The following is a 13,525-nucleotide window of genomic DNA, read 5'->3' on the forward strand; positions in this document are numbered from 1 at the left end:
ACGGATGAAATCGAGTCTAGGCTAGTCGCCGGCCTGCTTGAAGATGAACGGGTACGTCACGATCACGGAGCCGCCACCCTTGGGCTCCGGGAACTTCCAGGTGCGCACGCGGCCCGCGACGCAGGTCTCCAGGTCCGAGTTGCCCGCCGTGGACTGCGCGACGTTGGACGTGGCCACCGAGCCCGTGGCGCTGATGATGAACTTCACGGAGACCTTGCCGCCCAGCTTCGGGAAGCGGTTGAGCAGGCTCTCGTAGCAGTAGCGGATCTGCCCGCGGTTGCGCTGGATGACCTGGCGGATGAGCTCCTTGTCCAGCGAACCCATGACCTCCGGATCCGAGGACGTGATGCCCACGTCCACGCTCTGCTTGCCGCCGAGCGTGCCCACGCCGGTGCCGTAGCTGCCGCTGCCGCCGCCACGGCCCTTGGTGCCGATGCCGCCGATACCGATGCTGTCACCGGTGCCGCCGCCGCCACCGCCGCTGCCGCGCAGGCCCAGGCCGCCGAAGCCGCCCGCGTCGCCCGCCTTGGCGCCGAACATGTTGCCCATGGCGCTCTTGAGCTCGCCGCCCAGGCCCGCCTTGCCGAAGATGGTGGAGATGCCGCCCTTGCCACCGCCGAAGATCTTCGCGGTGAGGGCGCGCGCCTCGTCCTTCTTGTTCGGGTCGCCCTTGGGCGCGGTGCGGTTGTTGGCCTTGGGCGCGTCCTTCTTGCCCATCTGGCCTTCGTCACCGCGGGACTTCTGGGCCATCTCGCCCGACTTCTTCTCCTTCTGCTGGTTCAGCTTCTCCAGGAACTTGTTCTTCTGCGTCTCCGGCGCCTTGATGATGAGCTTCGCGATGCGCGCGTCATTGCCCGCGAGCTCATCCGCGTACTCATCCCCTTCGCCGCTGCTGTTCATCGAGTGGATAACGAACGCGGTGGCGATGAAGAACATCACCAGGAAGATGTTGAGCGCCGTGTAGTCCAGGTTCTCGCCCAACGGCACGACGACGCGCTTGGGCACCGCCTGGAACTGCGCCTCCAGCGTGAGGCCGCCCAGGTCCACCCAGAAGAAGTCGTCGGCCTCCAGCGTCACCGCGTAGGACTCGCCCTCGTTGGAGGCCTTGCCCGACTCGATGACCGCTTCCAGGTCGAGCGTCTCGCCCTTGCGGGTCAGCTCGCCCTTCATCTTGCGCGCGAAGCGCACGGAGAAGGACTGGCCGTCGGTGCGCAGCACCTCGAAGGACGGGCCGCCCAGCTTGGCGTCGCCCATCACGAAGTCCACGCCCTTGGCGCTGCCGACCGTGAAGCCCTTCTTCACGCCCGGGGGCACGAAGAACTCGCCCACGCGCTGATCGCCCCAGAGCAGGCGCAGCGACACGCCCTGCGGACCGTTGGACTTGGTGCGGCGCACGGTGCGCACGCGCGGCGCCTCCTCCTCGTCCGAAGGGGCCTCCTCGACCGGAGCGGCGGGCGCCACGACCTTGTTCTTCTGCGTGGGCGCGACCGACGCATCCAGCGCGGCGGGGGGCGGCGTCGGCGCGGCGACGGGGGCCGCCACGGGGGCGGCGACCGGCGCGGCCACGGCCTGCGCGATGGCGGCGGCGGAAGCGCCGGCCACGGGGGCCACGGTGGTGTTCTTGTCGGTGGGCGCGTCCGCCTGCGCGACGGCGGCGGCCAGGTTCACCGCGGCGACAGCGGCCGGGTTCTCCAGGCGGATGGTGGTGCCACCCACGCGGACCTCGTCACCGAAGGAGACCTGCCCCTTGTTGACGCGCTTGCCGTTGACGTAGGTGCCTTCGACGCTGCCCATGTCGATGATGGACATGGAGCCGTCGCCGGCCACTTCGATGACGGAGTGGATGCGGCTGACCTTGTCGTCCTCCAGGCACAGGTGCGCGGAGGAGAGACGACCAATCTTGATGATGTCGCGCTCGTAGTCCTTGGAGGCGACCAGCGTGTCGCCCTTGAAGACCTTGAGTGTCAGGGGTACGGCCATGAAGGGGGCTCCCGGTTCGCTTTGGCTCTCGTTGGACAACGGCACTGGCGGAAGGTTCCCGCCGGCAATTCGTGGGGAATTACAGCTCACCCACGGACTGCATGACCTTGTCCTCGAAGTCCTCGCGAATGCGGATGAGGTTCGAGTGCTTCACGGACTTGCGAGCCTCGACGTACTCACCATCCGGCTTCGTGAGATCGCCCTCGATGGTGTCGTCCTCGAAGTCGACCGTGGACGTCTTCTGCATCTTGGCGCCACCACCGCTCGCCTTGTCCCCGCCCTCGTCCTGGGCGAAGGCCGGAGCCACCGACAGCGTCACGCACAGCATCAGCCACTTCCGCATCCTGCCTCCACGAGGGGCCCCTTCCCGGGCCCGCTTGTTCCGCACGGCAACCCCCGCGAAATGCCGGGGGTTCACAAGGTTCGCATCATCCGGAGTCGCGCCGCCAGCGTGAAGCCACTGGCGGGCTTCTCCCACATCACAGCAGGTCGTCGGTGGGCTCGTCCGAGTCCGCCGGGGCTGCATTCTTCTGGGCAGGCGCGGCCGGAGTGCCGCCCGCCGGGGTCGCCGCGGCCGGCGGGTTGCCGGTTCCGGCGGCCGGGGTGGCCTTGGGCGCGGTGCCATCACCGGACACGGGGGTCGCGGCGTTGGGCGCGGGCTGGCCCTTCTGCTTGGCCTCTTCCGCCTTCATCGCGGCCTGCTGCTGGGCCTGGAGCGCCTCCATCTGCTTGGCCTGCTCCTCCGCGGACTTCGCCTCGCGCTTGGCCTGCACGATGCTCTCCGCCTCGCGCAGCAGCCCGAAGACGGGGGCCTCGCCGTTGAGCGCGACCTCGCCGCCCGCCAGGGCGACGTACTTGCGGTACAGCTCCACCGCGCGCTCGGGGGCGTCCTTCACCTTGTGAAGGATGATGCCGCGGTTGAGGTACGTGGCGCCCAGCTCCGGGTTGAGCTTCTCCGCCTCGTCGTACTCCTGCATGGCCTTGTCGTACTGGCCCTGGCCCTTGAGCGCGATGCCCAGGTCCACGTGCGCGGCGGCGTTCTTGCCATCCGCCTGCAGGATGCGGCGCAGGTGCTCCTCCGCGCCGGGGAAGTCCTCCGCGTCCAGCGCCAGCTGCGCCAGCGCCACATGCGACGGCACGTAGTCCGCCTTGGCCTCCAGCGCGCTCTTGAACTGCAAGCGCGCGCCCGCGACGTCGCCTTCCTTCTGGAGGATGAGGCCCACGGCGTGGTGCAGCTCCGGATCCGCGCCGTCCAGCTTCACCGCGCGCAGCGCCACGAGCTTCGCCATGGCCAGCTGCTTGCGCTCCAGGTAGCTGCGGATCATCACCTTCAGCGCGTTGGTGTTCGCCGGGTCGCGCATGAGCGCGGCGCGCGACAGCTCCATCGCCTTGTCGTGGTCGTTGTTCTGCCGGTAGATCTCCGCCAGACGGGCGCGCGAGCCGGCGTCGTCCGGGTAGCGGGTGAGCACGTCCTGGTAGAGCGCCACCGCGCCGGCCACGTCGCCGGAGTTCTGGCGCATGATGGCCAGGTTGTCCGACGCCTGCCGCAGGGACGGCTTCTTGGTGAGGGCCGCCTGGTAGCGGGCCTTCGCCTCGTCGGGCTTGCCCATGCGCTCGGCGATGACGCCCAGGTTGTACTCGGCCTCCGCCAGGTTCTGATCCGCCTCGGCCGCGGCCTTGAACTTGCGCTCCAGCGACGGGTAGTCGAACGCCTTGGCCTTCTTCTGCGCGTCGAAGGACTTCACCGCGTCATCGAACAGCAGCATGGCGCGGTTGGAGATGGACACCGGCCCGGTGGGCGCGGCGACGGGCTTGTCCACCACCGGCTTCACGGCCGGCTGGGACGACGTGCAACCGACGGCGGTGAGGGCCAGCGAGGCCAGCAGGAGGGCGGGACGGAACGGGTGCGTGCGATTCATTAGAGGAAGTCCTCCGGCTCCTGATCATCAACGGTCTTCTTGGGCGCGCTGCCGTCCTTGGAGGCGGCGGGCTTGGCGATCTCCGACTCGGTCTGCTGGCGCAGCTGGTTGGTCAGCGTGGACAGGTCCTCGTTGAGCGCCTCGCTCTTGGCCAGCTTCTCCGGCTCGGGCTTCGCCGTCGGGGGCGGGATGTCCTGCACGGCGGCGAGCAGGTCGCCTGCGAGCACGAACTCCTTGTTCTTCAGCGCCAGCTTCTCCTCCAGCACCTCCGGGTACTTGTCCGGAGCGTAGGTGGTGCGGAGGATCTTCAGGCTCGCCGCGGCGCACTCGTTGAACACGCCCAGCTCACGGCTCTTGGCGACCGCGCCGGAGAAGGCCTCCGTGGCCTTGTCCTTGAGCGGCTGCGCCTGGTTGGAGAACTCGTCGCGCAGGGCCTGCTGCGACTCCTCATCCAGACCGCGCGGCATGGGCGCGTTCACCACGAGGTCCGCCATGTGGTCGTACGCCATGCCAATGCGCTGCAGCGCGCAGATGGCGGGCTCCGGGGCGCCCAGGGCCACCGTCTGCACGTACTTCTTCTGGACGACCTCCAGCGCGCGGCCCTTGTCGGCCAGCGAGCCCTTGAAGCGCTCCGGCGACGGCGGCACGCCCCAGTACAGCTTCAGCCGCTTGTACTCCACCCAGTCCGGCTCGATGGCCAGCAGGTTCGCCTGCGCGGCGGCGGCCAGGGCGGGCTTCTCCAGCGAGGCCTTCTGGTTGCGGCCCAGCTGGTCGAAGTACTCGTAGATGCGCTTGTTCATGCGCGACACGTCGCGCGGCTTCTTCATCTTCTCGTAGATGGCGACGATGCGGCCTTCCGCGTTGAGGAACTTGCTGGACGAACGCATGTTGTCGCGCTCGTACTCCTCCAACAGCTTGATGGCCTTCATGTATGCCCCCTGCTTCACGTGGAGGTCCACGATGGAGAGGAACACACCCTCGGCGTCCTTCGACTTGGGCCACAGCTCCAGGTAGTGCTCGCGGTTCTTCAGCGCGGCCTTCAGCTGGCCCAGGCCCTCGCGGTAGGTGGAGGCGTTGAACAGGGCGATCTGCGCCTTGGACTCGTCCCACTTCTGCACCACCGCGGGCTTCGCGGGGGCGTCGTCGTTGGAGGCCTGCTTCGCCTTGGCCTTGGCCTTGGCCTTCGCCTTGGCCTTCGCGGCGGGGGCGCCGCCCTTCTCGCTCAGGTTGCGCTCGTAGCCGCGCACGTAGAGCTCGTAGGTGGAGGCCGCGTCCTCGAAGTCACCGATGGCCTCCAGCGCCTCCGCGTTCGCGTAGATGGAGTCCGGCACGTACTTGGACCGCGGGTACTCCGCGAACAGGCGCTTGCGGACCTCGATGGCCTTGTCCAGGCTCTTCGCCTTGTAATAGTCGACGGACGCATTGTAGAGCGCCAGGTCCGCGATCTCCGTCTGCGGGAAGTCGTGGACGAAGTTCAGGTACGCCTCGGCCGCCTTGGAGAACTCCTTCTTCTCCTCCAGCTGGCTGACCAGCTTGAACGACGACTGTTCAATCAGCTTCGCCAGGTCGTCGCGGAACTTGCCGACCGCGAGCTTGTCGTTCGCGTAGAAGCGGCGCGCCCACTCGTTCACCTTCGCGAAGTCCTGCAGCAGGTTGTACGAGTCCAGGATGAGGTTCGCGGCGATCTCACCCGCGCGCTGGCCGTCCTCGAACTTGTACTCGGGGTAGCCGAGCGCGATCTCGCTGAAGCGCAGCACCGCTTCGTCGAAGTGGTTGTGGCGGTAGTAGATGTTCGCCGCCTTGAAGGCGATCTCCACGCGCTTGTCGCCCTTGGGGACGTACTTGAGGTAGCGCTCGCACGCGTCCAGCAGCGACTTCTTCAGCGTGGGGATGCTGATCTTCTTGGTGATGTCCGTACCGGCGGACTCGCTCTTCGCCTCGCCGCGCGCTTCCGCGGACTTGACGACCTCGTCGTACGCGAGCACGGCGTTGTAGGAGGCGTTGCTCAGCCACTTGCCCGGCTTGCCCGGCTTGGGCTTGCCCTTGTCGTCCTTGGCCTCCAGCACCTTGGCGTCCTGGAGGACGACGAGGGTGTAGTTGGCGGCGGCCTTGTCGAAGTTCTGCAGGTTGTCGTTGAGGAGCTCCGCCCAGAAGAAGCGCAGGTCGTACGCCTTGGGGTTCTCCGGGAAGAGCGTGAGGTAGTCGCTGTACACGGCGTCCGCGTACTTGAAGGTCTCCTCGTTGCGCGTCTTCTTGCCCTCGTTGTGCCAGGTGACGGCGAGGTTGGAGAGCGTGCGCTCGGACAGCTCCTTCGCCTCCGCGAGCGCCTTCTTGTCCTTGTCGTCCTTGATGACGCCGGAGGACTCCACGTCCTTCATGATCTTCACGAGCCGGCGCACCTGGGCCACGGTGCGCTCCTTGTTGCCCATGCGAAGGATGCAGTCGACGATCTTGCCCTGGAAGCCGGGCGACTCGGGCGACAGCGGCTTCTCCTTGATCAGGGCGTTGTACGTGATGGCCGCTTCGCGGTCCTTGCCGTCGCCGTAGTACAGGTTCGCGAGCTGCTTCATCATCGCGAAGCGGTCTTCCGGATTGGTGGCGACCTTGCCGAAGTCCGCGCGGGCCTGCGTGACGTCACCCTCGCGGGCGAAGGAGCGCACGTAGTCGGCGCGCGCTTCACGCACGAGCGACCCCTTGGCCTTGGCCTTGCCGTCCTTCTCCACCGCGGCGGCACCCGCCAGCTCGCCGTAGAGGACCACGGTCTTGTACTTGTCCTTCGCGGACTCGTACTCGCCCATGTTGAAGTAGCACCAGCCCTGCTTGTAGAGGGCGAAGGCGTAGACTTGGTTCTCCGGGAACTCGGCGGCCTTCTTGTAGGCGACGAGCGCCTTCTCCAGCTCCGGGCGCTTTCCCTTGGAGTTGTTGAAGTAGTACTCGCCGAAGGCGAAGTACGCGTCCGGGATGTACTTGGACGTGGGGTGCTTCTCGATGAGGCGCTTGAACGCGACGAGCGCCTTCTTGTCCTGGCCGTCCTCCATCAGGTACTGGCCGAGGAAGAAGAGCACTTCGTCCGTGCGCTCGAACTTCGGGAACTCCTGGACGATCTTCGTGTACTGCTCGACGGCGTACTTGCCGTTCTCCTTCACCTTCGCCATCAACTCCGCCTTCTCCGCCTTGGCCTTCTGCTGGCCCGCGGCGTCGTTGCGGTTCATGGCGACGATGAGCTCGTCGTCCTTCCGGTTGGCTTCGAAGAAGAAGAACTTCGACTCCTCCCAGTAGAGCTCACCCAGGCGGAACAACAAGCTGGGGGCCTCCTTCTGATCAGGAGACAGGGAGATGATCTTCCGCAGCGATTCGATCTGTTCGCGGCGCTTGGAGGCGACCTGCACCTCCACGCCCAGGCGGAACTGATCATATTGCAGCGTGGGAGCGGCCTGCTGGGCTTCCTTCGGGCGCGTGATGTCGCCAGCGAGGGACTTGTCCACGGTGGTCGTGGACTTCTTGCCCAGGTCAGCGTCGCGCAGTGCTTTCTTCTCCTGGGCCGAAGCCATGGAAGTCAGGAGAACGAGGCAAACGAGTAACGAGCGGCGCATGGTCTTCCTAGGAGCGAGGGACCGGCATCCCCGATGGCCTGCCTGCTTGGCAAGTGTCCGGGAATCTTCGGGAATTTCCATGAGGGGACTCGCACTATGCGCGGTTTCCGCAAGGCGGGTCAACTTGGACGGACGGACGGACGGTCCGTTGGAAAGCAGGCGAGAAAACTTCAATTTCGTTGTGCTCGGGGAGCGGCCAGCCGGGGGTTGAACAGTGGCCGGAAGGTTGCGATGAGGGCTTCAGGGAGTATGGGAAGCGGACGGTCGGAAGACTGGCCGCCCTGCCTGGAGCCGTTCGCGGATCATGAGCCTTCTGCCGGAGAGCGCCAGCTTTGAAGAACTGGTGCAGGACTACTACCTCGCGGTGCGTGGCGCGGGGCTGATGTTGTCCGCGTTGGATACCCAACTCGTCACGGCGTGGGCACAGGAGGGGGTCCCCTTCGAAGTCGTGGCGCGCGGCATCTCGCGATCAGCGGAGAAGGCCCTGTGGGACGCGCGGCCCGGGGAGCCGGTGCTGCGCTCGCTCCGGGCGTGCCGGCGTCAGGTGGAGACGGAGATCCGCAAGTACCGCGATCTGTCCGCGGGCCAGGGCGAGGAGGCCGTCCCGGAGGTGAAGAAGAAGCCGGCCCGCTCCTGGGAGGAGGTGCGCCACGCGCGGCTGTGCACGGCGCTCCGGGCCCTCACGGAGCGGGAGTCCGCCCTGGCGCCCCGGGTGCACCGGCTGCTGGACACGGTGCTCGCGTGCGTGCCCCGGGAGCCCGCGGCCATGGATCAGCAGGAGGCGTGGGCGCTGCTCGTGCTGCTGCGGGCCCTGCCCTTCTCGGAGCGGCGCACGGTGTGGCGCGATGCGCGCACGGGCGAGCAGCAGCTGATGACGGCGCGGGCGCGGCGGGTGTCGCGGAGGTTCCGGCTTCAGGCGGCCGTGCGCCGGCGGCTGGACATGAAGGAGACCTGAAGGGTTGGGTCATGGTCGCACGCCTGAACGCAGGTTCAGCGTACTGACGGGCAAGGCGGGCGGTGGTATGGCTGGACCCCAGATGGCGGCCAAGGCGAACGGCGAGGCGTGCGGGGAGTGCGGCGGGCGGACGTACCTCATCGAGCGGCGCGGGGATCTCGCGTCAGCGCGGGTGTGTACGTGCTCGGAGGCGTGCCCGGTGTGTGGCGGGCGCGGGCACATCCTGGTGGAGAAGGAAGGCACCTTCAGCAAGAAGGTGGGTGCGCGCACCTACGAAGTGCTCCAGCCGTGCATGTGCACGCTGCGGCGCAAGCGGGTGGCGCTCTTCAACGACGTGCAGATGCCGGGGGTCATGGCGCACGCGTCGTTCGACAACTACCGCCCCTTCAACGAGGCCCAGGACCGGGGCCGGGGCGTGGCGATGCACTTCGCCCACCAGTACGTGAAGGGCGACACCGCGAAGAACAAGGGCTACGTGCTCAGCGGGCCGGTGGGCACGGGCAAGACGCACCTGCTGGCGGCGACGCTCGGGCACCTGGTGCTGGAGATGGGCGTGCGGTCCCGGTACGTGGAGATCTCGCTCCTGTACGCGACCATCCGGCGCGGGTTCCAGGACGGCAAGAGCGGCGGAGAGATCATCGGGCCGCTGTCGGAGGTCGAGGTGCTGGCCATCGACGAGCTGGGCAAGGGGCGCGGCAGTCCCTTCGAGATGGAGACGCTCGATGAGCTGATCGCCCGGCGCTACAACGCGGGGCGCACCACGCTCTTCGCGACGAACTATTCGCTGGAGCCGGAGCGCAAGGGCGCGCGCAGCACCGCGCCGACGGGCTACCGCACCACCGAGGACGCGCGCACGGCGATGAAGGACGCGGAGCTGCTGCGCGAGCGCGTGGGCGAGCGCATCTACAGCCGCCTGTGCGAGATGTGCAGCTTCGTGGAGCTGCCGCGCGACACCCCGGACCGGCGGCGCACGCGGCAGGAGATGGATGCGCCTCCTCCGATGGGTGGGATGCGCAACCCCGGACGCTGATCAGCCCCCGGAGGCGGCGGCGCAACTCCACTCCCAGGGCGAGCCGGGTTGACGCCGGCCCGCGAGGCTCAGCCCCTCACGGCGTGATGGCGCGCACCAGCGAGTTGCCGGCATCCGCCACGTACAGGGTGCCGTCCGGTCCCACCGCGAGCCCCGCCGGCAGCACCAGCTGGGCCTCCTTGCCCGGACCGTCCGCGAAGCCGTAGCGGCCACTGCCCGCGAGCGTGGTCAGCTTCTCCGGCTCCCCCGCCGCGTTGAACACGAGGCGGCGCACCCGGTAGTTGCCGGGGTCGGACACCGCGAGCGAACCGTCCGGCAGCAGCGCCAGCCCCAGGTACGGCAGCAACTGCCCGCCCGAAGGGTCCCCATCGCGGAAGCCGGGCGTCGAGCCGGCCACCACGGAGGTGACGCCGTTGCGCACGCGAATCACCCGCGCCATGCCGCTCTCCACCACGTACGTGGTGCCGTCCGCCGTCTGGACCGCCGCGGAGGGCCGGTAGATCCAATCGCCCTGCAACGTCGTCACCGGATTGCCCGGCAGCACCATGTCGATGCGGCGGATGACGCCGTTGTTCAGGTCCGCGACGAGCAGCCCCGTCCCATCCGGCGTGAAGGACAGGCCCGCCGGCTGGTTGAAGGCCGACGCCAGGGCGAGGCCGTCCTGGTAGCCAGGGCTCGTGCCCGCGAACACCTCCGCCTTGCCCTCCACGGGGATGCGGCGGATGACCGCGTTCTCCGTGTCCGCCACGTAGATGTTCCCCTGCGCGTCAGCGGCGATGCCCATGGGGCCGATGAGCCCGGTGAGCACCGTGCGGATCTTCCCGTCCGGCGACACGCGCTTGACGCTGTTGCCCAGCGAGTCCGCCACCGCCCAGCCACCGTCCGGCAGCACCGCGACCGCGAGCGGCGCGCCCAGCGCATCCGACGCCACCTTGCCGTCCGAGTGGCAGCGCTTGCCCGGCTCGCCCGCCACCGTGTGCACGGCCTGCGCGAACGGGCCCACGGCCGGGGACGCCGCCGGCGGCTGGAACTTCACCAGGTCGTCCGGCACCTTCCTGCCCAGCGCCTTGTAGAGCACGTTGGCCACGATGCGGCCCGCGCGAGGATCCGCCACGCGGTCCCCCACCCCGGCCAGCTTCTGCACGAAGTCGATGCCGCCCGAGGAGAACACGTACGCGTCGCCCTGCTTGCGCACCACCATGTGCGCGAAGCCGAACCCGCCCTGGAGCGACAGCGAGGGAGACTCGGCGAGCACCTCCACGCCGGCCGGCTGACGGCCGTTGTTCACCAGCTGATCCACTTCGTAGCCGTTGGCCATCCACAGCGTGTCGCCCGCCTTGAGCCCCGTGCCGGCGAAGACCCAGTGGTTCGGCTCCGTGATGACCGTCGGGAAGGGCCACTGGTGCCAGCGCGCCGCGAACTGCACGCCCAGCAGCGCGTTCTCCGGACGGGGCGCGGGCAGGTCGCGGAACTTCGCCGTCTTGCGCTGGTCCTTGTATGGATCCTCCGCGTGGCCCTTGTAGCAGGTGACGATCCGGCGCTCGCGGCCGTCCGCCGCGGGCTCGTAGCGCACCTGCCAGTAGGCGTTGTTCGCGCCCAGGTTCAAGAGCGACCGGCCGTCCGCCAGCGAGCGGTCCGCGGAGTCCCGCTGCTTTGACGACCAGTACTCATCGTGCCCGGACATCACGAACACCTTCGCGCCACGCAGGAAGTCGTAGCTGGAGTCCATGTCCTCGTCGGTGAAGTAGCCCACGTCCAGGTCCTGCGCCTCCAGCCACATCACGAGGCTCAGGTCGTCCAGCATCAGGTGCCCGGAGCCCTGGCCCCGGTAGTAGGGCCGGTCATACGAGGACTGGAAGGCGCGCGCGACGCCGTGCGACTTCATCACGCCCTTCTGGTCGTCGTAGAGGCTGGTGCCGCCCCAGGTGTTGTACGCCGCCCAGGTCGAGGTCGGGATGAGCACCGCCACCTCGGAGCGCGGGTTCGCGTCACGCACGAAGAAGGGCACGTAGCGCGACGGTTGATCCTCGCGCACGAGCTTCACCACGTACACGCCGCGCACCCAGTCCTTCTGGATGGGGATGTCCAGCGTGGGGGACCACGCACACGCGATGATGCCGGTCGTCGGATCCGCCGGGCAGTCCGCCTGGCGCGTGCCCTTCACGGGGCCGCCCCGCGCGACCTCGCGCGCGCCCACGCCGCCGTAGTAGCCCATGCGGTAGACGAACCAGGTGAAGTTCTTCGCTTCGGACAGGGACACCGCCACGCGCAGGGACTCCCCCTGCGTGACGGTCGCCTGGAGGGGATAGCCCTCGATTTCGCGCTGGTTGGCGTTCTTGGTGATGCGCCAGTTGGAGGTGCCCTTCTTCTGGTTCTCCCGGTGCACCGCGTCCGCGTCGCGCGCGGGCAGCGAAGAGCCTCCATCCGGAAGCGTGCCAGCGTCCGGTTCGTCGTCTGGGAGGCCCGCGTCGTATTCCGGCACGACCAAGCCACCATCCGAATCAGGCGTCACGCCTCCGTCGTTGGTGTTGAGAGGGGGCTCGTCGTGGCGGTCGCCAGGAGGCGGCGTGCCCGGTGCGGGACCCGTGTCCTTGCACCCGGTGGCGCCCGTCACCAGGAGCGCCAACACCACCCCCAGCCTCGTCCAACGATGCCCCTGCCCCATGCCCTCTACCCTCCACCCAGGGTGTTCACGAGCGGAGGGTAGGCATCGACTTCAGGGAGGGAAGCGCCCTACCCCGGATGGGAACAAAAGTTCGACACTCCACCCCCGTCGGCACCCCGGGGGGTCGTGCAAGTCACCGGATCAACGCAGGTCCACCACGCAAGGCACTGTCAGCTTCCCAGCAGTTCCCGATGCAGGCGGGCCGTCAGCGGCTTCAGGTGGGCCTTGTCCACCAGCAGCGTCACCTGCAGCGGAGAGGTGCTCACGGCATGCACCCGAGCAGACAGGCCCTCGGCGGCCGACAAGGCCTTCCGGAGCGGCACCCAGTCCGCGTTGAGGCCCACGCCCACGCACGTCACGGTACCCCACCCGTCCCTCCACTCCACCGCGGGCCCGAAGCGCGTGGTCAGCTCGCGCTGGAGCGCTTCCGGGCCGTGCACGTCCGCGAGCGGAATGGCCAGGAACGTACGCCCCGGGGCCCCCGGCAGCCCGTCATGTGCGAGCGTGCGGCCGCGCACGGCGCGAGCGTCCAGGAACTCCAGCAGCTCCTGCAGGGGCACGCTGGCGTTGGCGACGAGCACGGCCATCTCCGCGTCCGCCGTCACGCCCTTGACGCGGCTGTCGGTGGGCACGGCCAGCTCCTGCACGGCGGTGCCGGTGCCCTGGCCGTGCGCGGTGCGCGCGAGGATGGTGATGCCGCGCGCCTTGGCCCACTCCACCGCCTGGGCGTTGAGCACCTTGGCGCCGGCGCTCGCCAGCTCCTGCATCTCGTCGTAGCTCAGGGACTCCAGCTTGCGGGCGTCCGGCACCACGCGCGGATCCGCGCTGAAGACGCCATCCACGTCCGAGTAGATTTCACACGCCTCCGCCTCCAGCGCCGCCGCCAGCGCGACCGCCGTGGTGTCCGAGCCGCCGCGCCCCAGCGTCGTCACTTCCTTCTTGTAGGACACGCCCTGGTAGCCCGCGACGATGACGACCTTGCCGTTCGCCAGCTCGTCCTGGATGCGGTAGGGGCGCACCTCCACGATGCGCGCCTGCGCGTGCGCGTCGTTGGTGATGATGCCGCTCTGGCTGCCGGTGAAGCTGATGGCCGGCACGCCGTGCTCCTGCAGCGCCATGGACAGGAGCGCCATGGAGATGCGCTCGCCACAGGTGAGGAGCATGTCCAGCTCCCGCCGGGGCGGGTCCGCGGACACGCCCTTGGCGAGCGCCAGCAGGTCGTCCGTGGTGTCGCCCATGGCGCTGACCACCACCACCACCTGGTACCCCGCGTCGCGCTTCTCCTTCACGCGACGGGCGACCTTGCCGAGCTTCTCCGCGTCAGCGACCGATGAGCCGCCGTACTTCTGCACCACGATTGGCATCCACGCCTCGCTTCCCGGG

At 68.5% G+C, this 13,525-nt stretch carries 8 protein-coding genes; 2 read left to right on the forward strand and 6 right to left on the reverse strand.

The genetic code is table 11. The features are described from left to right. Positions 1-21: 21 nt before the first annotated feature. The 4 genes from gltG to D7X74_RS02550 form a co-directional block, all read right to left on the reverse strand. Positions 22-1,980 (reverse strand): adventurous gliding motility protein GltG, encoded by a 1,959-nt coding sequence (gene gltG / locus D7X74_RS02535; protein WP_120531301.1) that lies wholly within the window; start codon positions 1,978-1,980, stop codon positions 22-24. Positions 1,981-2,059: 79 nt separating this feature from the next. Continuing rightward, positions 2,060-2,323 carry an adventurous gliding motility protein CglF gene (cglF, locus tag D7X74_RS02540; RefSeq protein ID WP_120531302.1) on the reverse strand — a complete coding sequence of 88 codons (264 nt, stop codon included), beginning with the start codon at positions 2,321-2,323 and terminating at the stop codon, positions 2,060-2,062. Between the two features lie 136 nt (positions 2,324-2,459). Continuing rightward, the gene (gene gltE / locus D7X74_RS02545) at positions 2,460-3,899 is read right to left on the reverse strand and encodes an adventurous gliding motility TPR repeat lipoprotein GltE (RefSeq protein ID WP_120531303.1); all 1,440 of its coding nucleotides are present in this window, start codon (positions 3,897-3,899) and stop codon (positions 2,460-2,462) included. Continuing rightward, positions 3,899-7,492: a tetratricopeptide repeat protein gene (locus D7X74_RS02550; RefSeq protein ID WP_199732637.1), complete on the reverse strand. Its 3,594-nt coding sequence runs from the start codon at positions 7,490-7,492 to the stop codon at positions 3,899-3,901. The genes gltE and D7X74_RS02550 overlap by 1 nt, the downstream gene beginning before the upstream one ends. Positions 7,493-7,796: 304 nt before the next feature. Between D7X74_RS02550 and D7X74_RS02555 the strand changes: the two genes are divergently transcribed. Further along, on the forward strand, positions 7,797-8,447 hold the full coding sequence (locus D7X74_RS02555; RefSeq protein WP_120531305.1) for a hypothetical protein: 651 nt from the start codon (positions 7,797-7,799) through the stop codon (positions 8,445-8,447). A gap of 67 nt (positions 8,448-8,514) precedes the next feature. Beyond that, complete coding sequence (locus D7X74_RS02560; RefSeq protein ID WP_120531306.1) at positions 8,515-9,477, forward strand: ATP-binding protein; 963 nt, start codon at positions 8,515-8,517, stop codon at positions 9,475-9,477. 76 nt (positions 9,478-9,553) lie between these two features. On the opposite strand, the gene D7X74_RS02565 is transcribed toward D7X74_RS02560, so the two are convergent. Continuing rightward, positions 9,554-12,142, reverse strand: a complete 2,589-nt coding sequence (locus tag D7X74_RS02565; RefSeq protein WP_120531307.1) for a N,N-dimethylformamidase beta subunit family domain-containing protein — start codon at positions 12,140-12,142, stop codon at positions 9,554-9,556. A gap of 170 nt (positions 12,143-12,312) precedes the next feature. Continuing rightward, complete coding sequence (locus D7X74_RS02570; RefSeq protein WP_120531308.1) at positions 12,313-13,506, reverse strand: aspartate kinase; 1,194 nt, start codon at positions 13,504-13,506, stop codon at positions 12,313-12,315. Positions 13,507-13,525 lie beyond the last annotated feature (19 nt).

Origin of the sequence: Corallococcus sp. CA047B, from assembly GCF_003612065.1 — a bacterium.
Classification (GTDB): domain Bacteria; phylum Myxococcota; class Myxococcia; order Myxococcales; family Myxococcaceae; genus Corallococcus; species Corallococcus praedator.